The sequence below is a fragment of the Agrobacterium vacciniicorymbosi genome, assembly GCF_040427045.1.
Classification (GTDB): Bacteria; Pseudomonadota; Alphaproteobacteria; order Rhizobiales; family Rhizobiaceae; genus Agrobacterium.
Map to the genome: position 1 here is coordinate 207,319 of NZ_JBETMF010000002.1, position 22,449 is coordinate 229,767.

30 protein-coding genes and 1 riboswitch are annotated in these 22,449 nt (G+C 58.2%); of the genes, 17 read left to right on the forward strand and 13 right to left on the reverse strand.

The genetic code is table 11. The annotated features are described in order from the left end of the window. Positions 1–2: 2 nt before the first annotated feature. Positions 3–1,292: a pilus assembly protein TadG-related protein gene (locus ABUK73_RS04205; protein ID WP_353576168.1), complete on the reverse strand. Its 1,290-nt coding sequence runs from the start codon at positions 1,290–1,292 to the stop codon at positions 3–5. 172 nt (positions 1,293–1,464) lie between these two features. Between ABUK73_RS04205 and ABUK73_RS04210 the strand changes: the two genes are divergently transcribed. Continuing rightward, positions 1,465–2,160, forward strand: coding sequence for a helix-turn-helix transcriptional regulator (locus tag ABUK73_RS04210; protein ID WP_353576169.1), 696 nt, complete (start codon positions 1,465–1,467; stop codon positions 2,158–2,160). A 48-nt stretch (positions 2,161–2,208) separates the two neighbouring features. Next, the gene (locus tag ABUK73_RS04215) at positions 2,209–2,577 is read left to right on the forward strand and encodes a VOC family protein (RefSeq protein WP_353576170.1); all 369 of its coding nucleotides are present in this window, start codon (positions 2,209–2,211) and stop codon (positions 2,575–2,577) included. A gap of 149 nt (positions 2,578–2,726) precedes the next feature. On the opposite strand, the gene tam is transcribed toward ABUK73_RS04215, so the two are convergent. Further along, positions 2,727–3,497 (reverse strand): trans-aconitate 2-methyltransferase, encoded by a 771-nt coding sequence (tam, locus tag ABUK73_RS04220; protein ID WP_353576171.1) that lies wholly within the window; start codon positions 3,495–3,497, stop codon positions 2,727–2,729. A 234-nt stretch (positions 3,498–3,731) separates the two neighbouring features. On the opposite strand from tam, the gene ABUK73_RS04225 reads away from it, so the two are divergent. Together ABUK73_RS04225 and ABUK73_RS04230 are read left to right on the forward strand one after the other, a co-directional pair. Then, the gene (locus tag ABUK73_RS04225; RefSeq protein ID WP_353576172.1) at positions 3,732–4,619 is read left to right on the forward strand and encodes a branched-chain amino acid aminotransferase; all 888 of its coding nucleotides are present in this window, start codon (positions 3,732–3,734) and stop codon (positions 4,617–4,619) included. A gap of 114 nt (positions 4,620–4,733) precedes the next feature. Next, the gene (locus ABUK73_RS04230; RefSeq protein WP_353576173.1) at positions 4,734–5,174 is read left to right on the forward strand and encodes a hypothetical protein; all 441 of its coding nucleotides are present in this window, start codon (positions 4,734–4,736) and stop codon (positions 5,172–5,174) included. A gap of 13 nt (positions 5,175–5,187) precedes the next feature. Here the strand turns inward: ABUK73_RS04230 and ABUK73_RS04235 are convergent, their stop codons facing one another. After that, on the reverse strand, positions 5,188–6,087 hold the full coding sequence (locus ABUK73_RS04235) for a LysR family transcriptional regulator ArgP (RefSeq protein ID WP_353576174.1): 900 nt from the start codon (positions 6,085–6,087) through the stop codon (positions 5,188–5,190). A gap of 91 nt (positions 6,088–6,178) precedes the next feature. Between ABUK73_RS04235 and ABUK73_RS04240 the strand changes: the two genes are divergently transcribed. Further along, the gene (locus tag ABUK73_RS04240) at positions 6,179–6,787 is read left to right on the forward strand and encodes a LysE/ArgO family amino acid transporter (RefSeq protein WP_353576175.1); all 609 of its coding nucleotides are present in this window, start codon (positions 6,179–6,181) and stop codon (positions 6,785–6,787) included. Here the strand turns inward: ABUK73_RS04240 and ABUK73_RS04245 are convergent. Next, positions 6,765–7,652, reverse strand: a complete 888-nt coding sequence (locus ABUK73_RS04245; RefSeq protein WP_353576176.1) for a LysR family transcriptional regulator — start codon at positions 7,650–7,652, stop codon at positions 6,765–6,767. The genes ABUK73_RS04240 and ABUK73_RS04245 overlap by 23 nt on opposite strands. 95 nt (positions 7,653–7,747) lie before the next feature. Here ABUK73_RS04245 and ABUK73_RS04250 point away from each other — a divergent pair, with 95 nt between their 5' ends. Further along, complete coding sequence (locus ABUK73_RS04250; RefSeq protein ID WP_353576177.1) at positions 7,748–8,299, forward strand: GNAT family N-acetyltransferase; 552 nt, start codon at positions 7,748–7,750, stop codon at positions 8,297–8,299. A gap of 8 nt (positions 8,300–8,307) precedes the next feature. On the opposite strand, the gene ABUK73_RS04255 is transcribed toward ABUK73_RS04250, so the two are convergent. Then, positions 8,308–9,270, reverse strand: coding sequence for a hypothetical protein (locus tag ABUK73_RS04255; protein ID WP_353576178.1), 963 nt, complete (start codon positions 9,268–9,270; stop codon positions 8,308–8,310). Between the two features lie 85 nt (positions 9,271–9,355). On the opposite strand from ABUK73_RS04255, the gene ABUK73_RS04260 reads away from it, so the two are divergent. The 5 genes from ABUK73_RS04260 (at position 9,356) to ABUK73_RS04280 (ending at position 13,586) form a co-directional block, all read left to right on the forward strand. Further along, the gene (locus ABUK73_RS04260) at positions 9,356–9,958 is read left to right on the forward strand and encodes a superoxide dismutase (RefSeq protein WP_353576179.1); all 603 of its coding nucleotides are present in this window, start codon (positions 9,356–9,358) and stop codon (positions 9,956–9,958) included. Positions 9,959–10,326: 368 nt separating this feature from the next. Next, the gene (locus ABUK73_RS04265; protein ID WP_353576180.1) at positions 10,327–11,172 is read left to right on the forward strand and encodes a metallophosphoesterase; all 846 of its coding nucleotides are present in this window, start codon (positions 10,327–10,329) and stop codon (positions 11,170–11,172) included. A 176-nt stretch (positions 11,173–11,348) separates the two neighbouring features. Next, on the forward strand, positions 11,349–11,984 hold the full coding sequence (locus tag ABUK73_RS04270; protein WP_353576181.1) for a LysE family translocator: 636 nt from the start codon (positions 11,349–11,351) through the stop codon (positions 11,982–11,984). Between the two features lie 175 nt (positions 11,985–12,159). Beyond that, positions 12,160–12,591 carry a c-type cytochrome gene (locus tag ABUK73_RS04275; protein ID WP_353576182.1) on the forward strand — a complete coding sequence of 144 codons (432 nt, stop codon included), beginning with the start codon at positions 12,160–12,162 and terminating at the stop codon, positions 12,589–12,591. A 77-nt stretch (positions 12,592–12,668) separates the two neighbouring features. Next, the gene (locus ABUK73_RS04280; protein ID WP_353576183.1) at positions 12,669–13,586 is read left to right on the forward strand and encodes a cytochrome c; all 918 of its coding nucleotides are present in this window, start codon (positions 12,669–12,671) and stop codon (positions 13,584–13,586) included. A gap of 10 nt (positions 13,587–13,596) precedes the next feature. Here ABUK73_RS04280 and ABUK73_RS04285 read toward each other — a convergent pair whose 3' ends face one another. Then, positions 13,597–14,031, reverse strand: a complete 435-nt coding sequence (locus tag ABUK73_RS04285; RefSeq protein ID WP_113085981.1) for a hypothetical protein — start codon at positions 14,029–14,031, stop codon at positions 13,597–13,599. Between the two features lie 114 nt (positions 14,032–14,145). Next, a riboswitch (cobalamin riboswitch) is annotated at positions 14,146–14,360 on the forward strand. A gap of 150 nt (positions 14,361–14,510) precedes the next feature. On the opposite strand from ABUK73_RS04285, the gene ABUK73_RS04290 reads away from it, so the two are divergent. The 3 genes from ABUK73_RS04290 to ABUK73_RS04300 are packed head-to-tail and all read left to right on the forward strand — an operon-like array spanning position 14,511 to position 15,748. Further along, positions 14,511–14,693, forward strand: coding sequence for a CbtB domain-containing protein (locus ABUK73_RS04290; protein ID WP_062450401.1), 183 nt, complete (start codon positions 14,511–14,513; stop codon positions 14,691–14,693). Positions 14,694–14,706: 13 nt separating this feature from the next. Continuing rightward, positions 14,707–15,420: a CbtA family protein gene (locus ABUK73_RS04295; protein WP_353576184.1), complete on the forward strand. Its 714-nt coding sequence runs from the start codon at positions 14,707–14,709 to the stop codon at positions 15,418–15,420. A 1-nt stretch (position 15,421) separates the two neighbouring features. Then, on the forward strand, positions 15,422–15,748 hold the full coding sequence (locus ABUK73_RS04300; RefSeq protein WP_353576185.1) for a hypothetical protein: 327 nt from the start codon (positions 15,422–15,424) through the stop codon (positions 15,746–15,748). A gap of 13 nt (positions 15,749–15,761) precedes the next feature. Here the strand turns inward: ABUK73_RS04300 and ABUK73_RS04305 are convergent, their stop codons facing one another. Continuing rightward, a complete protein-coding gene (locus ABUK73_RS04305) occupies positions 15,762–16,175 on the reverse strand; it encodes an RrF2 family transcriptional regulator (protein ID WP_353576186.1) in 414 nt (137 codons plus the stop codon). Between the two features lie 126 nt (positions 16,176–16,301). Between ABUK73_RS04305 and ABUK73_RS04310 the strand changes: the two genes are divergently transcribed. Beyond that, the gene (locus ABUK73_RS04310) at positions 16,302–17,228 is read left to right on the forward strand and encodes an NAD(P)/FAD-dependent oxidoreductase (protein ID WP_353576187.1); all 927 of its coding nucleotides are present in this window, start codon (positions 16,302–16,304) and stop codon (positions 17,226–17,228) included. 11 nt (positions 17,229–17,239) lie between these two features. Here ABUK73_RS04310 and ABUK73_RS04315 read toward each other — a convergent pair whose 3' ends face one another. Both ABUK73_RS04315 and ABUK73_RS04320 read right to left on the reverse strand, forming a co-directional pair. Beyond that, the gene (locus ABUK73_RS04315; protein ID WP_353576188.1) at positions 17,240–17,806 is read right to left on the reverse strand and encodes a type 1 glutamine amidotransferase family protein; all 567 of its coding nucleotides are present in this window, start codon (positions 17,804–17,806) and stop codon (positions 17,240–17,242) included. 101 nt (positions 17,807–17,907) lie between these two features. Next, a complete protein-coding gene (locus ABUK73_RS04320) occupies positions 17,908–18,396 on the reverse strand; it encodes a GNAT family N-acetyltransferase (protein ID WP_353576189.1) in 489 nt (162 codons plus the stop codon). A gap of 383 nt (positions 18,397–18,779) precedes the next feature. Here ABUK73_RS04320 and ABUK73_RS04325 point away from each other — a divergent pair, with 383 nt between their 5' ends. Then, positions 18,780–19,193, forward strand: a complete 414-nt coding sequence (locus ABUK73_RS04325; protein ID WP_353576190.1) for a helix-turn-helix domain-containing protein — start codon at positions 18,780–18,782, stop codon at positions 19,191–19,193. Next, complete coding sequence (locus tag ABUK73_RS04330; protein WP_353576191.1) at positions 19,186–20,007, forward strand: DUF6456 domain-containing protein; 822 nt, start codon at positions 19,186–19,188, stop codon at positions 20,005–20,007. Before ABUK73_RS04325 ends, ABUK73_RS04330 begins: the two co-directional genes overlap by 8 nt. 27 nt (positions 20,008–20,034) lie before the next feature. On the opposite strand, the gene ABUK73_RS04335 is transcribed toward ABUK73_RS04330, so the two are convergent. From ABUK73_RS04335 to ABUK73_RS04350, 4 genes are all read right to left on the reverse strand, one after another. Further along, positions 20,035–20,538 (reverse strand): type II toxin-antitoxin system YhaV family toxin, encoded by a 504-nt coding sequence (locus ABUK73_RS04335; protein WP_353576192.1) that lies wholly within the window; start codon positions 20,536–20,538, stop codon positions 20,035–20,037. A gap of 1 nt (position 20,539) precedes the next feature. Then, the gene (locus ABUK73_RS04340; protein WP_353576193.1) at positions 20,540–20,869 is read right to left on the reverse strand and encodes a type II toxin-antitoxin system PrlF family antitoxin; all 330 of its coding nucleotides are present in this window, start codon (positions 20,867–20,869) and stop codon (positions 20,540–20,542) included. A 63-nt stretch (positions 20,870–20,932) separates the two neighbouring features. Continuing rightward, positions 20,933–21,349, reverse strand: a complete 417-nt coding sequence (locus tag ABUK73_RS04345) for a SufE family protein (RefSeq protein ID WP_353576194.1) — start codon at positions 21,347–21,349, stop codon at positions 20,933–20,935. Positions 21,350–21,602: 253 nt separating this feature from the next. Next, complete coding sequence (locus ABUK73_RS04350; protein ID WP_353576195.1) at positions 21,603–22,043, reverse strand: DUF5330 domain-containing protein; 441 nt, start codon at positions 22,041–22,043, stop codon at positions 21,603–21,605. Positions 22,044–22,449: the final 406 nt, after the last annotated feature.

A 22,449-nucleotide genomic window follows, 5' to 3' on the forward strand; every position in this document is an offset into this window, starting at 1 on the left:
AATCAGCTCGTCAACCGTGGCGATGTGATAACCCGCTTGAACAGTGCGGACATGGCGTCGCTGATGCCTTCTGTGGGGCTGACTTCGAAGTAAAGGCCGGGGGAGGCGCAGTCCTGCATCTTGGTGCCGATCTGCGATTGGAAAGGGCTGATCCAGGTGTTGTACCAGTCGTTGGTCGGCAGGGGCAGGTAGGTGGTGTAGAGGACCGCGATGCGGTAGCCCTTGTTTTTCAGGGCCGTGCAGAGCTTGGTGTCGATGGGTTCCTGACAGCGGCCGCCGGTCAGCTTCTTGGTGCAGCCGGAGGGTTTGTAGCTGTCGCCGACGCCATCGGAGACGAAGAACACGACCTTGTCGGGTGTGGCGGCACTTGCGCCGTTGCCGGGCTTGCCGATCTTGTCGGCGATCTGCGTCATCGCCCGGTCGAAATCCGTCATCTGGTCGTTGTTGTAGCCCTGATAGGGAATGGACATGAGGTCGATATCCGCCGCCTTCTTTTTGGTGGTGGCGAGATCGGCGCTCAGTGGCGAAACTTCCAGAAGCTTGGTGTCTTCTGCCTTTTCACCAAAGGTATAGACCGCCATTCGATACTGGTTGACGTTCTTTCTGGTCGCGACGGCGGTGTCCATCAGGCTCGCCGTTGCCTTGGCCACGACGTTGATGCGCGTCGTCACGCCCAGTTTCTTGGCTTTGAAGTAATAGCTGTTCTGGTCAGCCACACCGTCTTTGACGATGTGACAGGCAAAGGCGCATTTGTCGCTGGTGTTGGCCACCAGTTTGGAAACGTCTGATGGCGTTGCGCCCACGCCCATGGAAGGGGTATTGTCCAGCAGAAGATAGAAATCGCTGAACATTTCGGTCTCGTATTTTGCCGTCGCCTTGCCGGAAACGGTCACGAATTGCTTGCCCAGAATGCGGGTCAACGAGGTGTTGACGGTTGCCTGAAAGGCGACGGCTGCCTGCACCACATTGCCGACCTTTTCCACCGACACATCGACGGATTCGACCTCGAAGTCGTCGCGGCCAACCGCATCGCTTTTGAAGAAGTTCATGGCTTCGTCATCGGGAAGAACGATCGCGCCATCGCCGGACATTTTTCTGGCCGCTTCTACATGCGCGGACATTTTTGCCACCGCAGACAGCACGGCGGCATCGGCTGCCTGCTGCAAATCGGCCTTGACCGCCATGGCCTGGCTGATATCCAGAGCAGCCCCGGCAGCGCCAAAAATGGGCACAACCATGAGTGCGGTAAGAATACCGAAGTTACCTGATTTATCTTGCCAGAAATTTCGCACGTTCTACCCCAGCGTTCGAATTTTTCGCAAGAATAGCCGTGTAGGATTGAAAACTGGTTTCCTAAAATAACTAATGGCTGGTGAAAATATTGCATTAATATATTGATATTGATGTATTATCTGATGCTTTTAAAGTTTTATGGCAATAGCAAACGCGGCGCAAGGAAACATCGTGTCACGCTCCCAGCGTCTTCTAGACCTTCTTCAACTCCTGCGCTCGCATCGCAGACCCGTCAGCGGTGCGGAACTGGCGCAGGCGACGGGCATCAGCCTGCGCACGCTCTACCGCGATATCGCAACCTTGCAGTCGCAGGGTGCCAATATCGAGGGCGAGGCGGGCGTGGGTTATGTTCTGCGGCCCGGCTTTTTGCTGCCGCCGCTGATGTTCAGCGAAGCGGAAATCGAGGCGCTGGTGCTGGGCTCGCGCTGGGTGGCGGGCAGGGCGGATGGGCCGATGGCGAATGCGGCGCGCGCCGCCCTGACAAAGATCGCCGCCGTCTTGCCGGAAGAACTGAGCGAGGAACTGGAAAATTCCACCCTACTGATCGGCCCCGGCAAGGTGCTGGAAATGGCCCATATCGATCTGGGCAGCGTGCGCGCCACCATTCGCAGCCAGTTGAAGGCGCAGATCGATTATGGCGATGAAAGCGGGCAGGGCACGCAACGCACCATCTGGCCTTTTGCGCTGGCTTTTTTCGATCAGGTCCGGGTTGTTCTGGCATGGTGCGAGCTGCGGCAGGATTTTCGCAGCTTTCGCGCCGACCGCATTACGGCGTTCCAGCCGCTTTCGACACGATACCCGCGCAATCGCCAATCGCTTTTGAAGGAATGGCGCGCGCGTCAGGCAATCACTGCTGACAAAAACTGACAGTAGCACGGTCTAGGCTCACTCCATCGTCAACAAGGAGACAGAGCGATGACCCACCCCAACTTCACCATCCTGTTCGTGGAAAACCCGGTTAAAAGCACCGAGTTCTATAAGGACCTGTTCGGCATGGCACCTGTGGAAGCGTCCGAGACGTTCGCGCTGTTCATTCTGCAGGGCGGCCTGAAATTCGGCCTCTGGTCACGCCACACGGCGGAACCCGCCGTCACCGTAACCGGCGGTGGAATGGAAGTCGTGTTTCAAGTAGGGGCAGATAGCGATGTCGATGCGCGCCACCGGGAATGGAAGGCCAAAGGCCTGACCATTCTGCAAGAGCCGACCGCCATGGATTTCGGCTATACTTTCACCGCCGCCGATCCCGACGGGCACCGCCTGCGCGTCTATGCATTCCACGGTTGATTGCCAGATTTGAAGGGTTCGGAGTAGCCCACAAACTCCTCTTCCGTCATGCTCGGGCTTGACCCGGGCATCTAACCACCTCGAGACAGCCGAGAGGGTAGTGGATCCTCGGGACAAGCCCGAGGATGACGAAAGTGGGAGTTCAGCAGTTACTTCTTCACCGCCACGATGAACAGTCGTGGGAACCGCAGCAACCGCCGCCCGTCTGCCATGGGTGGATAGGCGGCGTCGATGCGGGCCAGATAATCGGCCAGAAACGCCTCGCGGTTTTCCGCGCCTACGGCTTCCAGATAGGGTCGAAGGCCGGTGCCTTTGACCCATTCCACGATGGCTTGGGCATTCTGCATCGGGTGGTTATAGATCGTGTGCCAGACATCGACCCGTGCCGATTTTGGCGAGAGCCGGTCGAAATAGGTGGCGGGAGAGGGCAGGGCGCGGCGGCGCAATCGGTTGCCTTCGAAGGCGGCGCTCCATGGTCCCGCAGCGCCGGTTTCTTCCATGGCAAGATGGGTGGGTTCACCGAGATTATCCGGCATCTGCACGGCCAGCACGCCGCCGGGCTTCAGGTGATCCATCAGCGCAACAAGAATATCCAAATGGTTCGGCAGCCATTGAAAAACGGCGTTGGCATAGAGCAGATCGGCTTTCTGCTGCGGCTTCCATGTGGCGAGATCAGCCCTCTGGAAGGTGGTGTTGGGCAGCCGAAGCCGCGCCTTCTCCAGCATGTCCTGGTCGCTATCGACACCGGTGATGACGTTGACGCCATAACGTTCGGCCAGAAGTTCTGTGGAATTGCCAGGCCCGCAACCCAGATCGTAACCCGCCGTCAACCGTTCCAGCGGCACCTGCGCCAGAAGATCGCTGGCAGGGCGGGTGCGTTCGTTCTCGAATTTCAGATATTGCTGCGCCGACCACACCATGATGCACTCCTCGATTGGTCCGAACATCGCATGGCGAAAGCAGGTGGACCAGCCACTTATTCATCAAAAAGCGTGATGGGTGTATCGATGCCGCTTGCGGATGGCGCAATAAAATCCAAGCGGAGGGCCGTTTTTCCGTAACTTTCCATCAATTTCGGAAATCGGAGGAATTTGGTCTTGACGCTCAAGGGCGAGAGGCATTCATTCCCCGGCACATCTACCAAGGAGAATGTCATGTCCGTCGATACCGCGCCCCGCTCCCCCACCTGGACCTATGTCGATGGCCAGTGGCTTCCCGGCAACCCGCCGCTGATCGGGCCGACCTCGCACGCCATGTGGCTGGCATCCACGGTGTTTGACGGCGCACGCTGGTTCAACGGGCTGGCGCCGGATCTGGATTTGCACTGCCAGCGCGTCAATCGCTCTGCCATCAACATGGGCATGAAGCCGACCATGACGGCAGAAGAGATCGAGCAGTTGGCGCTGGAAGGTGTCACGAAATTCGATGGCAACACGGCCATCTACATCAAGCCGATGTATTGGGCAGAACACGGCACGCCGGGCAGCATCGTCGCCCCGGACGCGGCCTCCACCCGCTTTGCGCTTTGCCTGTTCGAAGCGCCGATGGATGCCGGTGCGCCAATCACGCTCACCGTCTCCCCCCTTCGCCGCCCATCGCCGGAAACGGCCATGACGGATGCCAAGGCCGGTAGCCTCTACCCCAACAGCGGCCGCGCCATTCTGGAAGCCCGCTCGCGCGGCTTCGGCGGCGCGCTGATGCTGGATATGAACGGCAATGTTGCCGAGACGTCCTCCGCCAACGTCTTCATCGTCAAGGACGGCGTCGTCTTCACGCCGGTCCCCAACCGCACCTTCCTCGCGGGCATCACCCGCGCCCGCGTCATGGTCCTGCTGCGTCAGGCCGGTTTCGATGTGCGCGAAGCCACACTTTCGGTGCAGGATTTCCGCGAGGCCGACGAGATTTTCTGCTCCGGCAACTATTCCAAGGTCTCGCCGGTCATCAAGCTGGACGAGCGGGAGCTGCAGGCTGGTCCGGTGGCGCGCAAGGCGCTGGATCTGTATATGGAATGGGCGGGCTCCGCGAATGTTGAGGCGGAGTGAACATCGTATAACTCGGTATTTTGCTTTGAACCTGAATATACCAGCCGCGCGTCTAGGCGCGCGGTGGACGGTTTAGTTCAAAAACTGATAGGTTCACGTTTTAAGGGGTAAACGATGGCCGACATTAATTGGGAGATGGTGTCAGCATTAGCAAATGTCGTGATGGCGCTGACTGCGGTAATCGCCGCGTGGTATGGCTTACGTCAGTATCGTGCCTCGCTCCGAATTCAGGAACTAGAGCAGATCGACAACATCTATAGGTCTGGCGTCGATGTCGTAACCAATAATCCCCCGAAAGAATGGGACTTCGCATCTATGAAGCGGGTGATAGATCACCTTGAACTTCAGGAGAGACGCATCGCTTATGGTCTTATCAGCGCACGTGCATTGGAGTTCTATCGTGATGCAGCCTCGATCAACGGCGATTTTGTTGACATCCCTGCCGATAACCTAAAACTCATCAGGTCAATTTTGCAGGCTGATCTTAGAGGATACCGCCACCTTATCGCTTCATTACAAAAAAATCAGAAAACGGCCTACATCGTAAACTGGTGACAGTCCCCGTAGCTCATTGCACCAACACCCCCCGCGCCACATCCACCACCGCCTGCGTCAAAGGCATCAACTTCTCCGCTGCCAGCCTGTTCACCTGCCAATAGAGCGGAATATCCAGCGGCGTATCGGCCACCAGTTCCAGCAGGCGGCCCGAGGCCAGGTGCTGCGCCACAAGCGCGTGCGGGTTCATGCCCCAGCCCATGCCCAGAAGGGCCGCATCCACGAAGCTTTGCGTGGAGGGCAGCCAGTGGGTGGGGTGAACGACGGGCGCGCCGAAGACATTCGATACCCATTGGTGTTGCAGCCGGTCTTTCTGGTTGAAGGTTAAAGCCGGGGCCTGCGAAAGCCGCGCTTCTGTCACGCCGCCTGCGAAATATCGCGCCATGAACTGCGGGCTGGCGGTGGCGTGGTATCGCAGGGACCCTAGCGGCGTGACGCGGCAGCCCTGAACCGGCTTTTCAAAGCTGGTCACAGCGGCCAGAACCCGCCCGCGTTGCAGCCATTCCGCCGTATGGTCCTGATCATCGACTGCAATGTTCAGCAGATAATGCTGCTCGGTGGCAAAGCCGGAGATCGCATTGAGAAACCATGTGCCGAGGCTATCGGCATTGGTTGCGATGTGTAGCGTGACCTGTTGCCCCGGCTGGTCGGGCGAGAGCAGCGCAGGCAGTTGCCCGAACAGTTCCGTTTCCAGCATGCCCACATGCTCCATGTGGCGGCAGACCCATTCGCCCTTTTCCGTCGCCGTGCAGGGGTTGCCGCGCAGGATCAGCACCGCACCCAACCGTTCTTCCAACTGCTTCACCCGCTGGGAAATCGCAGAGGGCGTGACGTGCAAGGCGAGCGCTGCCTTTTCAAAGCTGCCCGTCTGCACGACCATTGAGACCGCGCGCAGCGCTGCATAATCCAACATGACATTAGCCTGACTTAATCCAGATAAGAAAGCTTAACTGGATTAACTTGGCCGCGCCACCTATTCAAAGCCGGAAAAGAGGGCAGGGTACATGGATTTTTCGACCTATATGACGGGCTTGACGATGGGGCTGACGCTGATCGTCGCCATCGGCGCGCAAAACGCCTTCGTGCTGCGGCAGGGGCTGCGCGGCGAGCATGTGTTTGCCGTGGTTCTCGCCTGCGCAGTGTCGGATGCGATCCTGATCACCGTCGGCGTTACCGCCTTTCGCGAGATCGCCGCCGTGATGCCAGCGCTGGAACCGGCCATGCGTTACGCCGGTGCGGCTTTTCTGTTCTGGTATGGCGCAAAAAGCCTGCAATCGGCACTCGGCGCATCGAATGTGCTCGTCGCCGCATCCGGCACCGTGACCTCGCTCGGCTCGACGCTCGCCACCTGTCTTGCGCTCACATGGCTCAACCCGCATGTCTATCTCGACACGGTGGTTTTGCTCGGCACTATCTCCACGCAGTTTCCGGGCTCGGAAAAAGCATTCTGGGCCGGTGCCGTCACCTCGTCCTTCGTTTTCTTCTTTTCCCTCGGCTACGGCGTCCGCTGGCTGCGGCCCATCTTCGCCAATCCGCAGGCGTGGCGCATACTGGAAGGCGTCATCGCGCTCACCATGTGGCTGATCGCCATCAAGCTTTTGACGGGTGGCTGAGAATGGCGGAAAGCGCCCGCAGAGGCGCGGTCATATGCTTGTCGCGGCGCAGGCCCAGCGCCAGCCTGCGTTCAAGCCTGGGAGATAAAGAGCGGATCGTCAGCGGCGACGATGCCGCCTCATCCCGCATAGCCATGGCTGGGACAATAGCCACGCCCAGCCCCGCTTGCGACAGCTTCTTCAAGGCTTCGACGCTGCCAAGCTCCATTACTGGCTGAACCCGTTTGCCGCCCGCCTTCAGCCAGTCATCCACCAACCGTCTCGTATTGCCGCCTTCATAAAGCAACAGCGGCTGGCTGGAGAGAAAATCGGCGGTGATCTCGCCTGCTGGCAGTGTGGCATCCGGCGGAAAAATCGCCACCAGCTCTTCACAGTGGATGTCGCGCAATTCGATGCTGCGCCCGCTGGCGGGCAGAGTCACGATCGCCGCATCGATCATATTGTCTTCCAGAAGCCGCAGAATATCCGGCGTGTTGCCGGTCTGAACCTTGATCTCGATATCAGGCATGGCATGGCGGATTTGTCCCAGAATGGCAGGCAGAAAATAGATCAGCGCTGTCGCACCGGTGCCGATCCGCAACCGACCGGCAGCACCGCTGCGGTGCGGGGCCACCGCCTCCATGGCCTGCGCGACATCTTCGGCAATGCGCCTTGCATGGACCAGCAGATCGCGCCCCGCCGATGTCGGCTGTGCCCGTCGCCCCACGCGCTCCACCAACCGGGTGCCCAACTGTTTCTCCAGCAGACGAATATGCAGGCTGATCGCGGGCTGGGTCACGCCAGCCTTTTGCGCAGCGGCGGAAAAACTGCCGAGATCGGCCACATCCATGAAGCTGCGCAGCTGCTTGAGATCGAAATCCATCACCAAAGAATTCCTTATGGTTTGCATAAGATGGATAATCTTTATTTTGGTTTTCGTCTGGTGCAAACTACACGAAGAGAATTTCCCAGGATATTGAAATGCTGTCCCAGCCAAAACCCACTGTCACCATCCGCCCCTGCGAAGAGGGCGATATCAAAACCATTACCGAAATCTACCGCCATGCAGTGCTGCACGGCACGGCCAGTTTCGAAATCGAGCCGCCATCCGCAGAGACCATGGTCGAGCGCAGGCGGGTGCTGGTTGCGGGCAGCTTTCCTTATATTGTCGCAGAGGTGGAAGGTGCGGTTGCAGGCTACGCCTATGCCGGACCCCACCGCGCTCGACCGGCCTATGGCGCGACGGTGGAGGACTCCATCTATGTCGATCCGGCGCGCAAAGGCCTCGGTATCGGAAAATCCCTGCTTCTAGCCTTGATCGATGAAGCCACTGCGCGCGGTTTCCGCCAGATGGTCGCCGTCGTCGGAGATGCCGACAACGCCGCCTCCATCGGCGTCCACCGCGCCACCGGTTTCGAAATGGTCGGCACCCTGAAATCCGTCGGCTGGAAGCATGGCCGCTGGCTGGACATCGTGCTGATGCAACGCGCGCTGGGTGAGGCGGGCACGTCGCCGCGGTTCAAGGTGGAATAGACCTCCCATCAGCATTGTGGTCGTTGGTTGATGACGGAGTTCAATGTGCTCAGCGTTTTCACATAGATTTCCGTTTCATGCGAAATCAGCGCAAGAAGCCCCATGACGTCGGCCAGTTTGGCCTGTGGGGTTTTGTCGAATAGAGCCGCGTGGTGCATAACATCGTTGCGAAGCTTGCGCATGTCTTCCAGCATCGAATGAATCTGGCTACGGCCGATGGCTTTTTGCGCGTAGGGGAACGATCCCTTGATGCCATTGTGCCACAAATGTTTGTCATAGGCTTTGCCCATCAGGGCGACCCAAAAGCCAAGCGAGAGTGCGGAAACGACATGGTCCCCACTTAGGGTCACGCCGTGTTTCCTGGTTTCTTTCCTTACAGCTTCGCGCAGCTCGTCTCTCAATCGAGGCGGCAGAATGTTTTCGAATTTGGGATTTTGATACCACTGCGCCGAAAAACGTTTCTGCACTGGCTTGAGGATTGCGTTTCTTGTTGCTACTTCGGTAAATTGGATCGGTAGATAGAGGCATTCGCACAGTCTGACGTTCCAGACATAGAGGCGAAGGGCAAATTGCGGATCGTTTTTTGCCGCAGGCATATATCGTGACAGCCGCACCCTGGAGAGCGTGTTTTCTATCTCGGCGTAAACCAAGGGTGTGCAGGAAAAAGGGTCTTGTATCAAAAGATGTTTGGCCTTATTTCTATCACATGCGCTGCGGAACAGATCACTGCCTTCGGCATATCTACTGCGGACAAAAATCGGGGGCAGGCCTAACGGCGCTGCCCCTTTATTTTTTGCACGCAAACTGGCTGCCTTGCAACTTTCGCGACAGGCGACGACGTGCATTTTCTCAGATTTCATGACAAAGCCGAACCGAATGGCATGGATCGGTACGCTTCCCAGTGTGAAAAGCGGCGTCCAGCAAGTCATGAGTGGAATTTTCTCTTTTGCCGGAACATTTTGATATTTCACAGGTTGCCTCCGATGACGTCCGCTCTTATGGTCCGCGCACAAGGTTTCAAGGAGCGGTCACGCCGCTGCAACAAGGAGTAAAACCATGGCCTTTGAACTTCCCGAACTGCCTTACGATTACGATGCGCTGGCGCCTTACATGTCGCGCGAAACGCTCGAGTTTCACCACGACAAGCACCACAAGGCCTATGTAGCCAACGGCAACAAGCTTGCTGCTGAAGCTGGCCTTGCAGATCTTTCGCTGGAAGAAGTGGTCAAGAAGTCCTTCGGCACCAATGCCGGCCTGTTCAACAACGCTGCCCAGCATTACAACCACGTCCATTTCTGGAAGTGGATGAAGAAGGACGGCGGCGGAAACAAACTTCCCGGCAAGCTGGAGCAGGCTTTCGCGTCTGACCTCGGCGGATACGACAAGTTCAAGGCAGATTTCATCGCTGCCGGCACCACGCAGTTCGGCTCCGGCTGGGCATGGCTGTCCGTCAAGAACGGCAAGCTTGAAATCTCCAAGACCCCGAACGGCGAAAACCCGCTGGTTCACGGCGCAGACCCAATCCTCGGCGTAGACGTATGGGAACACTCCTACTACATCGACTACCGCAACCTGCGTCCGAAGTACCTCGAAGCCTTCGTCGATAATCTCATCAACTGGGATTACGTTCTGGAGCGTTACGAAGCCGCTTCCAAGTAAGCCATCAATCCCTTTAAACATCGCCCCAACGTCATCCTCGGGCTTGTCCCGAGGATCTAACGAACCACTCGATTGAACGTGGTTAGATCCTTGGGACAAGCCCAAGGATGACGAAAGGGAAATGTGTGGATAGAGAGACATTGACACCCGGCCTCAGCGCCGGGTGTTTTCGTTTTGCCTCCGTCATACCGCACTTGATGCGGTATCCAGTCAGCCCAAGTCCTTGGGCTGAAAGAACTTTTCCCGCCGCGCGGACGCGCGTCTACTGGTCCCCGGATCAAGTCCGGGGTGACGGCGGTGGGGAGGCATTGTCAGCTTTCCATCCGTTGTCACACACCTGTCATTCGCTCGTCCTATGCGGGGGCATCATGACAGACACATCCGCACCGCTCTTCTCCTTCGGCATCGTCGCCGATCCCCAATATGCCGATATCGCGCCACGCCCGGACATGGGCCGTTATTATGCGGAAAGCCCGCGCAAGCTGGCGGAAGCCATCGATGTGTTCAACGCCCACGACCTAGCCTTCGTCGTCACGCTGGGCGATATCATCGACCGCAGCTGGGAGAATTTCGATGCGATTTTGGGCTGTTATGACAGGCTCAGGCACCGCTCGGTTCTCTTGCCCGGCAACCATGACTTTGCCGTTGCGCCGGAATATCTGAGCCAAATCCATGCGCGCCTCGGCATGCCGTCGCCATGGTATGATTTTTCCATCGGCCATTTCCGCTTCGTGGTGCTGGATGGCAATGACGTCAGCCTGTTTGCCCCGCCACCCGGCGACCCGCGCCGGGCGCTGGCCGAGAAGAGACTGGCCGGTCTGCAGGAAGCCGGTGCCATCAACGCGCAGGACTGGAACGCTTCTTTCAGCGACGAGCAGCTGAATTGGCTGGCAAAAACGCTGGATGCAGCCGATGCGGCGGGCGAACATGCCATTCTGTTTTGCCACTATCCGCTCTATCCGGAGAATTCGCACAATATGTGGGACGCGCCTGATGTGCTGAACCTGCTGGCCGCGCATCCAAGCGCCAGAGCCTGGTTCTGCGGCCACAACCACACCGGCAATTACGGGCAGCTGGGCCATACGCATTTTCTCAACTTCAAGGGCATGGTGGATACGCTGAGCGAAAACACTTTCGCCATTGCCGATCTCTATGCAGATCGCATCGAGATTCGCGGATTTGGCCGCGAGGATAGCCGCACGCTCACGCTCTGAACGCCTTATCTCACGACATGTCCGGTGCAACACGCCGTTGCGCGGGCGGGTGAAACGCATCGCCAGCGAGATGAAATCACCACACTTATTCATTTGATATTCCCCGAAAAAACGGATGATTTGGCTCGATATGGCGACATCATTTTGCGACCGTTATATTTTCAGGAATACTCACGATGACTTACACCGAAAATCTCTGGCTTTATTTCTCGCTCCTGTTCGGCATCATCATCCTGCCGGGCATCGACATGCTTCTCGTTCTGGCAAGCTCGCTGACCGGTGGGCGAAAGGCGGGACTTGCGGCCACATCCGGCATCATGGCGGGCGGGGTGGTGCATTCGCTTTACGGTGCCGTCGGCGTCGGGCTTCTTGCCAGCCTCATGCCCAAGCTTTTCACGCCGCTGATGATCTTCGGCGCGGCCTATATGATCTGGGTCGGCATCGGCCTCATGCGCAGTTCCATCGTGGTGGAGGGGGATGAGGTGAGTGTCAGCGCGTCGGCCCGCCGGGCGTTCCGGCGTGGCATCGTTACATGCCTCTCCAACCCAAAAGCCTATCTTTTCATGATGGCCGTCTACCCGCAATTTTTAAAGCCGATCTATGGCCCGGTCTGGATACAGGGCATCATCATGGGGCTGATGACGGCGGCCACGCAGCTTGCGGTCTATGGCACGCTGGCGCTCACGGCGGGCAAAAGCCGGGATTTGCTGGTCTCTTCACCGCATGTGACGATTTTCATCGGTCGTGCCGCCGGTTTGCTGCTGGTGGTGGTTGCCGGTTTCACGCTGTGGGAAGCTATCGCACATCGCTGATATGCACCTGATTTCGCTCCAGAAATCACCGGAATGTGACTTCTTTTTGCCATGGGAAGCGGGCATCTTCTTGTGCGTTCGTCGCGCCTGTCGCAAAGCTGTGCAGTGAATTTGCGATAGGCATGAAGCGATACGAAGCATACATCCCGCCAGCATGCGGATCAGGAGAGAGATGATGAAGCTTAGAACCATTGCCGCGTCCATAATGATAGGCTGTCTGTGCGCCGGTGCGGTTTCCGCAGCCGGCGAGGTCGAAAAGCGCGAAGGCTTGATGAAGGGTATCGGCGGCGCCATGGGCGCGCTGGGTTCCATCGCCAAGGGTGAAAAGCCCTATGATGCGGACGTGGTCAAAACCGCCGTCACCACCATCAGCGCCAATGCCAAGGCATTCCCGGACCAGTTCCCTGCCGGTTCTGAAGGTGGTGCCGCAGCACCTGCCATCTGGCAGAACTTTGCAGACTTCAAGACGAAGTCCGAAAAGCTCGGTACGGATGCAGATGCGGTTCTGGCGCAATTGCCGACGGATCAGGCCAGCGTCGGCGCAGCCCTCAAGACGCTGGGTGCCGATTGCAGCAGCTGCCACCAGACATACCGTCTGAAGAAGTAATCTGTCATCGCCAAGGTCCGCCATTCAACCGGCGGGCCTTTTTTGCATTTTGAATTTTGATTGAATCGGAGAAGGCGATGGCTTCCATCTGGGCGAAGCTGGCGGGTGGCGCCGTTGTTGCGGGTGTTGCCGGGTTCGGCATTTTCATGTGGGTTACAGCGCCTCAGCGCCAGTCGCCAAGCCATTGGGCCAATCTGGGTGAGCCCAATCTCGCCAATGGTGAAACCCTGTTCTGGGCAGGCGGCTGCGCCAGTTGTCACGCCGCCCCGGATGCGACGGGTGATGCGCTGAAAACGCTGTCCGGCGGGCAGGCGCTACCAAGCCCCTTCGGCACCTTCCACATGCCCAACATCTCGCCCGATCCGCAACATGGCATCGGCAGTTGGACGGTGGCGCAGTTCGGCGATGCGATGACGCGAGGCGTCGGCAAGAACGGCGAACATCTCTATCCGTCCTTCCCCTACGCATCCTATGCGCGGATGACGCCGCAGGACATCAACGACCTTTTCGCCTATCTGAAAACACTGCCCGCCAGCGCCAATGATGCGCCCGGCCACGATCTGCCATTCCCCTTCAACATCCGCCTCAGCCTCGGCGGCTGGAAGTTCCTGTATTTCGATAAGGGCCAGCCGCGCGTGGAACTCGCCAATGCGGATGCAGAGGTCGTGCGCGGCCAATATCTGGTAGAAGGCCCCGGCCATTGCGGCGAATGTCACACCCCGCGTGATGCGCTGGGCGGTTTCCTGAAAGACCAGTGGCTGGCCGGTGGCCCGAACCCGGAAGGCGAGGGGCGCATTCCCGATATCACGCCCGGGTCGCAGGCTATCGGCTCATGGACGAAAGCCGATATCGCCAACTACCTCGAAACCGGCTTCACCCCGGACTTCGACAGCGCGGGCGGCTCCATGGTCAAGGTCCAGCAGAACATGGCACACCTGACAGCCGAAGACCGCAACGCCATTGCGGCCTATCTCAAGGCGGTACCGTCGCGGTAACTATCTGCTCTTAGTCCGTGGGCATCACATAAAGGCTTACCGGTGCCCAGCTTATGTCGATATCGATCTTGGAATGGAAAGGACCCCATCCATTGTTTTGGGTGAGTTTCATCGAGAGGTCGCCAGACTGCTGAAAGAGTCCTACGCAGTGCGCGCTTACTTGCTTTGCGGATGCAATAAATTGTCTTGATCGGTCAGCAAGATTACCAGTTAGCACGACCTTAACCTCAAAAAGCTCGCCACTTGGTGAAACGCTAATTTCGAAGTCGCCTTTGTTTCCGAGTCGGTCATACTTTCCGTTTGCACGTAGCTCGTTACTCACAAAAGTCGCCAACAGACCGGTTCCGACGGAAATATGATTAGATCCAATTTCCATCTTTTCGTTGAGATTTCGTCCGACCCGGAAACCGCCGGAACTAGGATTTACTGATACAAAGTCCACCATCTGACACGTCCTTTTAAGTTGTTGTTCACATGCAAATACAATCTAAAGTTTCTTAATTTTTAGAAAACAATTATTGCGTTTTTTGCGGATATTGACTCTGCATAGCCAAAGGCCTGATAACAGGAGTGTGATGGTCTTTCCGGGTTCGCTCGGAAAGTGAAAAGGGAATACGATAGGAGCGAGCATTCGCTCTCATTCGTGGCTGCCCCCGCAACTGTGAACGGAGAGCCTGAAAACAAAGACCACTGATCTGGCAAGCCCGGATCGGGAAGGTGTTTTCAAGGTAACGACCCGTGAGCCAGGAGACCTGCCATTGCGTGAAGTGTCGTCAATACCGGCGGGGTGTCCGGGCAAGCACGGTTGGCAGGTCGGGTCCTCCCGCCTTTAAAACCATGTGTCTCTTTCCCCGTGGTGAATGTTGAATGCGGTCGTGCGGCGTTTGATCAGAACAGCGCCCATCCGCACAGGAAAGGGTCACCATGTCTATCCAGCAGAATACGGCGTCATCTGCCGTCTCATCCAAAACATCGAAAATCGCGCAATCGCTGACGGCAGCCGCACTCGGCCTGTTCATCGTCGGCTTCGTGGGCTTTTCGCATGTCGAAGCCGTGCACAATGCGGCGCATGACACGCGCCATGCCAACGCTTTCCCTTGCCATTGAGGGGAGATGAACCATGCCATTTTTCCGAAATATCGTCTTTTCCGCCGTTCTGGTGGGGCTGATTGCCGGTCTCGCCGTCAGCGCCATGCAGGCCATTGGCACCACGCCGCTCATCCTTCAGGCGGAAACCTTTGAGAGCGCCGGTGGCGAAGCGGCCCCCGCCCACAGCCATGATGCGGCAACACCCGCGGACCATCACCATGATACAGAAGCATGGGCGCCTGCCGATGGTTTCGAGCGCAATGCCTACACCATCGCCGCCAATGTGCTGACGGCAATCGGTTATGCGCTGGTGCTGACAGCGCTGATTTCGCTGCGCAGCACGCAGGGCGGCTGGCGTGAGGGCCTGTTCTGGGGTCTTGCCGGTTTTGCCGCTGTCATGCTCGCCCCGATGATCGGCCTGCCGCCGGAACTGCCGGGCAGCCCGGCTGCTGCGCTTGAAGCACGGCAGATCTGGTGGATCGCAACCGTTGCCGCAACGGCTGGCGGCATTGCGCTGCTGGCCTTCAAACGGGGCGAACCATGGGCGATCATCCTCGCTTTGGTGCTAATCGTCGCGCCGCATGTCGTCGGCGCCCCGCTGCCGCCGGAAGGCGAACATGCGCTGGCACCTCTGCCCCTGGAGCGCCGCTTCGTTGTGCTGGCAACGGTAACAAGTTTCGTGTTCTGGCTCATCCTCGGTTCGTTGAGCGGGTTGTTCCTCAAGCGTTTCGAGACGGCCAAGTAACATGACGCAAGCTAGGGAAAACGCAGTGGAATGGAGTGATGAGCTTCAAGCCCTGCGTTTTTCCGTCCCCGGTCATGGCGCGCTCTGCGCCATGCATCGGCTCGCCTTCAAGGCGCTTCTGCCGCAAGAGCCGGGCAGGGAGGCCTGCATCAGATTTTTCGCGGAAAACCACCAGGCCTTTATCAGCGCCGCCACCGCCAAGATCACCCGGCTGGCTCTACCCTTCGACCGCAGCCTGCACATCAACAGCCGCGATCTCAGGCGGGCGATGACACATGCACTTCCCGAAGGTCCGGTGCGCTCCTGCCGCGTGCTCGATCGGGGCTAGGCGGATATCAACGCTATCCCGCCAGCCCCTTCGCCACATCGGCCAGCGTGACTTGTGAAAACCGGCTGCGCAACAGTTGCTCGGCCTCATCGAACACGCCCTTCAGTGTCGCGTTGACCGCCTGCTCAATGTGACATCCCGGCATGTCATAGGCAGGTCCAACAGCGAAGATGGATGGCTCGCCAACGGCGCAGTAGATATCGAAAAGCGTCAGTTGGTCGAGAGGGCGAGCCAGCCGCCAGCCGCCGCCATGGCCTTTTTCCGATAGCACGAAACCCTCATCGCGCAGGCCCGCCATCGTGCGGCGGATAACGACGGGGTTGGCGTCCAGCATCTGCGCGATCATCTCCGATGTCATCGCCCCATCGTGCTTATCCATGTGGATCAAAACATGCAGCATGCGCGAAAGCCGACTGTCCTGCCTCATCCTCAAATTCCTTCTGCAAATCGCGTCGATCTATAGCACGATTGCCTCATGATACAAATGAAGTGCCATGACTATTGACTCTACACAATCACGACACTTATGTTGTTGCGAGAAAAGGAGCCAGCCATGAACGACACGATCTACGACGTCATCATCATCGGAGGCAGCTATGCGGGGCTATCGGCGGCGCTGCAACTCGGTCGCGCCCGCAGAAGCGTGCTCGTCATCGATGAAGGTCTGAGGCGCAATCGCTTCGCCTCACATTCCCACGGCTTCATCACGCAGGATGGTGTCGATCCGGCGGTCATTGCGGCAACGGCACGCTCGCAGGTGGCGCAATATCCAACTGTGCAATGGTTGTCTGGCCGGGCGGATGCGGCTCGACGGATATCGCAGGTGGGTGATACGGCAGCAGGCTTGTTCGAAGTCATGGTTGCAGAGACGCGAATTCTCTCCAAAACGCTGATACTCGCCGTCGGCGTGAAGGATATTCTGCCCGGCATCGAAGGTCTGGCGGAGCGCTGGGGGAAAAGCGTGTTCCACTGCCCCTATTGCCATGGCTATGAGCTGAACCAAGGTCAGATCGGCGTCATTGCCGGATCTGAACTGTCTATGCACCATGCCCTGATGCTTCCCGATTGGGGACCAACGACGCTTCTTCTCAATGATGCCTTCGAGCCGAACGCAGATCAACTCGCAGCCCTTGCCACCCGTGGTGTCACGCTAGAGCGCAGCGCCGTGCAAGCACTCAAAGGTCATGCCGATGTGCAGCTTGCCAATGGCCGAACGCTCTCCTTTGCCGGGCTCTTCGCCCTCGCGTCGATTGAGATCGCCACGGCCATCCCAAACCAACTCGGCCTCGATCTAGAGCCCGGACCGCTAGGCTCCATCATCAAAACCGATGCGATGAAGGAAACCAGCATATCCGGCGTTTTCGCCTGCGGCGATGCTGCCCGCGCCATGGCGTCCGTGGCGCTGGCTGTCGCGGATGGAAATCTCGCGGGCGTCAGCGCCCACAGGTCGCTGATGTCAGGAATGATCGCTCACAGGTAAGTGGCTTCGCGTCATCGATGCTCCGCCGAAAACACCGCAATTTCGGCTTCCGCTTCCGGCCCCCAGAGATCGAGCGCCTTCAGCACTTCGGTGGCGAATGTTACCGGTGCGCTGCCGGGGGCGGTGATGATGCCTTCGTGGCTCACCGCCTGTGGCTGGTCGTGGTAGTGGTCCGCGCCCTGATAGGTCTCGTATTTACCGTGGGACTCCAGCGAGTTACCGGTATGGGCCACATGGTTCAGCACGCCGGTTCCCGCCAGCGCACTCGCTGCGGCGCAAATGCCTGCCACCACGCGGTGCTGGGCGCGAAAGCGGTGGACGAGATCGGTAAAATCAGGCGCGGCACCCTTTTCCCAGATCAGCCCGCCGGGAATGACCAGCGCATGGATCGTCTCCGGGTCGAGTTCATCATAGGCCATGTCAGGCGTCACGTTGAGCCCACCCATGGAGGTCACGGGGGCACCGTCCGGCGACGCGGTGACGATATCGACGCCCAGATAACCGCGTGCTGCGGCGGCCAGCAAAGCGGGTTCCCAGTCGGCAAAGTCCTCGGTCAGAGCCAAGGCGATACGAGGCATTGTCTTCTCCTGCAATCAAAGACATCAAGATCAGCGGACGGAGATCCTGTCGTCAAGCAAAACCTGAAAACGGCGGTGTCGGTTCCGTCCCCTCGGGCGCTTTAAGCCAGCGCCTGCATGAAGCGCATGCCGGTGACGGGGCGCGGAACGAAATCCATGTTTTCGTAGAATTTATGGGCGGCGAAGTTGCCGGTCGCAGCGCCGACAGACAGGTAGTCGCAGCCGCAACGCTTGGCCACGTCGCGCGCGCGGGCCACCAGATGCTGGCCGGTGCCGTGGCCGCGGTGTCCGTCGCGGACGAACAAATGATGCAGATCCATGCCGCGACGGCCTTCCTGCGCGCGGTACTGCGGCACGAGAATGGCGTAACCGATCAGTTCGCCATCCGCCTCGGCCACCAATGCGGTGATCCAGGGCATCTGTGCGAAAAGATCGCGCTCCAGCTTCTCCGGCGTAATCGCCGCCGCATCGCCATGGTGGGCGGCCAGCAGGGTGATCATCTCGTTGAGTTCAGGCAGATCGGCCTTGCGCGCACCACGAATGGTCACGACGGGCGGTCTCGGCAGGGTCAGAAGGCTGTCTTCGGTCATTGTCTCGTCCTTCGGGTTCTGGTTTTTGCCGTCAGGACGTTTGAAAACAACAAAGCCGCCTGACGGCGGCTTGTTGACAAAGTGATCTGTCGAGCCGCCCTTAAAGGAAGGCCCAAAAATACGTGCAGGAAATGAGTGCGCGTGCGTTGATCATGTCTAGCTAGATGCGCTCGAATCGAAAAACTGTCAAGTGGGTTTGAAACGCCTTGCCGAAAACGTTGTCCGGCCAGCACTTATCTTGGACTGCTCATTTAAATAAGAAAATAATCCTCATTTCTTATATAGAGAAGTTTTGATCCGTCATTTTTCGAGCCCATTTCTGAGATTGATGTTGCCGAATTGATGGTGTATGAATTAATTCCTATTTAGTCAGGAGTTGCATCATGCCCTTCCATCTTGAAACCTTCAGCGCGGAACCGGCCTTTGGCCCGGCTTATTCCGCCAGCCTCAGCCCGCCACCAGCGGTTCCCATGGCGCATCGCGCCGCCTGCCAGCGCGTACGCCAGATCACCTATGAGACATTTGCGCAGATCGTGGATCGCGACATGATGCGGCGGGATCGCCGGCATGCCATGCTGCATATCCGGCAGATTGCGCTTTATGTCTGCCATGTCACGCTGTCTCTGCCCCTCCCAAATGTCGCCGTCTGCTTCGGGCGGGACCGCTCCACGGTCAGCATCGCCTGCCAGCGGGTGGAAGACCGCCGTGACGATCCGGGTTTCGATGAATTCGTGACGGCTGTCGAGGAACAGGCAAAGCCGCTTCTCGCAACGCTTCAGGCAGGTGACCATGACTGAGGGAAAGAGCAAGCAAGAGAAGAACGTTGAACGCGCGCTGGTACGCCTTTTGCGTTTCATCGGGCGCGGCCCTGCGCAGGTGAAGGATTGCGGCGCGCAGGTCGAAATCAGCGTCGATCACACGCCGGAGCCTCGGCGCATGGAAAAACATGTGCTGGAGCAGGGGTTTGCCTCCGGCTTGCTGCGCATGGAGGAAAACCGGCTCACCCCCTGCGACACGGCCAGCGCCTTCCTCAAACGCGCCATGGTCAAGGAACGCGACGAGATTTTTCAGGAGCAACACCGTCTCTGCGATATGGTCTCGGTGGAAATCGAAGGCGCGCGCCAAACTGCTCGACGCAACGAACTGTCGTCGCCGCTTCTGGCCCTCTTGCGACTGAAGGACCGCGATGGCCAGTCATTTTTTCCCGCAGAAGCACTGGACGCAGGCGAAAGACTGGCCAGCGATTTTCACCGCGGCCAACTCAGCCCCCGCATCACCGCCTCCTGGGAGCCGCGCCTGTCTAAACGGGTCAAAGGCCAAGCCAACGGCGCCCAAGACCTCACCGACACCGCTATGGCCGCCCGCAACCGCTTCTCAAGGGCCGCAGACGCGATGGGCCCGGAACTGGCAGGCGTCGCCATCGATGTCTGCTGCTTCGAAAAAGGATTGGAACTGGTGGAACGCGAACGCCAATGGCCCGTCCGCTCCGCTAAACTCATGCTACGCACCGCCCTGCTGGCCCTTGCCCGGCACTATAACCCGCCACAGCCCGCAGTGCGCAAACGCGAGAGCCATCACTGGGGCGCGGAGGGGTATCGACCGCGTGTGTGAGGTAGCCGGTGGGTGGAGCGATGGTCTTTACGCCTTTTTCCCTTTTGCGGAACCGAACGCTGTATCGAGACGCTTTTCCACACTGCTGCCAGATGTAGCCTTGAGAAGCTTTTCCCATTCATCCGGCGGGTCGCCATCATTGAGCATGTCTTTGAACACGGTATAGGCATCGGTCTTGGCACCATATGTTCGCAGCGTGTTTTCATCATTCACCCAGGCGAAGATGATGACTTTCGCTTTGGTGCTGTATCGAAAAAACAGACGAAACCGCCCGCCGCCGAATTTGGCTCGAAACCAGTGGCGGCGGGTCGTGCCAAGTGTGTTGCCCTGAACATAAGATGTGGCGGTTGGGTCTTGCGGAATCTTGTCGAACAAGAGGGACTGAAGTGCTGCCAGCAACTTGGTGTTGGCATTGTTGCGATAGGTTTCGGGGTCTTTGCGAGCCAGATGCTCTACGGTTGTCGTCAGCTTTTCAAGCTGGTCGAGCAGAAGCGGATGCGCACGGACGGTCCAGCCATTAATGACAGGCATGTCAGATCGTCACATCGCCATCGATCGGCGCATCCAGATCGACTTCGACACCCTTCGTCAGTTCCATCATTCGCTGGCGCAGCGCCTCGGGAAACTCCTGAATATGTTCGGGATGCTTTTCCATGTCTTGCGAGAGAAATGCGAGAAAGCTGTCGATGACGGGATCGTCTTCCTCGTCCACTTCCTTCTCTATCGAGACATGTCTGTTTTCATCGATGTAAAAGGCTATGCGCCCGCCATATCCCAGGCCAAGCGCATCCCGCACGGATTTCGGCACAGTGACCTGGCCCTTTTCCGTAATCGTGCTGACTTTTTTCAACAAAGCGGGCATTTCGAACTCCATTGCGAGCCCAAAAAGTAAGGAAAATTCCTTACTTTGTCAATGCGGATATGCTCACGCTGCCAGCAGCTGCGCCTCTGACCTTATGCGGTTGACCATGGAGCGCAGGCCGTTGGCACGCTGGGAGGAGAGGTGTTCGACAAGGCCGATCTTGCCGAAGACTTCGATGGCGTCGAGCCCGGCGATTTCGGAGGCGTGTTTGCCGGAATAGACGGCCATGACGATGGCGACGAGGCCGCGCACGATGTGGGCGTCGGAATCGCCCTCGAAGGTGAGGATCGGGTCGGCGGAACCATCGCTATGGCTGACGAGCCAGACCTGGCTTGCGCAGCCTTGCACCTTGTTCTCGGCGGTCTTCTTGTCCTCGGCCAGATCGGGCAAATCCTTGCCAAGCTCAATCACGTAGCGGTAGCGATCCTCCCAATCATCGAGAAAGGCAAAGTCGTCCATGATCTTGTCGAGAGAGGCCATCTGTCCATTATCCGTTGTTCGAACCACAGCTCCCTCGTTCCTGTCACGAGGACGGGAACGAGCAGAGGTGTCTCGTGAGCATATAGGTCAAACCATCCCCGAATTGAACCGCCATACAAGCGAAAAAAAGCCCTGCGACGAAGGGAAATTCGTGCAGGGCTCAGGAGTCGGGCAGTCAGGCGGCTCGATCATGAGCCGCAAGGGCGGGCAGGAGGCGGGTGGCCTCACTTGAAATCGGAATGGTCTGTGCTGCTCAAGGTGCCGGGCGGCGCAGGGGCAGGGGCACGTAGGGCTGGGATTTGATGGTGCCGGTTTTGATGTCGTCGCTTTCCTGCGCCACGTCGATGGTTGCGGCAGGCACGGTGAGGGCGGGTGCGGCAGGGGTGGTGTCGGCCAGTTTGACGGCAGGTTCGTTGCTGCCAGCCAGTTGGGCGTCGATCAGCTGATAGGCGACTTTTGCGCCTTCGCGGGCTCTTTCACCCAGCGCATGAAAGGTTTCGGCGCCCTTGACGCAGACATCAGGCTTTTCCACGCAGATGGCGCTGACATAGCGGTAGGCTTCGCTGGCAGCCGAAACGGCGCCGGCCACGTTCATCTGCGACGTCTGCGAAGTGCTGTCGCTCGACCCACCGAAGTAGGAAAGCGCCACCAGAACCAGCGAAAAGAAGATCGATGACTTGATCAAAAACCACATTGCGAAACTACCCTGTTCAAACGTCGCCCTTTTCGGGTCGTCCGTGTTTGCCCTGTTGTCCGGGCTTGGAATCACCCTAGAACCAAGAGACCAACAGCCATTTGCGAAAACCGGAAGGATTTAATTCAAATTGTATCTATTTGTTCCGTGACAGGACTAAGAATGACGTTTCGCTCAAACTTTAACGGTCCATGTTAAGCATAATTGCGGCGGTGGCCCACAAAAGCAGGGGATAGCGGCACATGCCGTTGCCACAAAGATTAACGCAATGGGAAAAATATAACGAAATCCTTCGCTTACCCGTCGTTAACCATGAAACACAAAGTCTGCCTCAAATGCCTCGAAATGGGATTCGGCCCAGCTTTAAGCCGGGTTGCGCTGCCTGCTTTTAGCCTTTCCTTAAGTC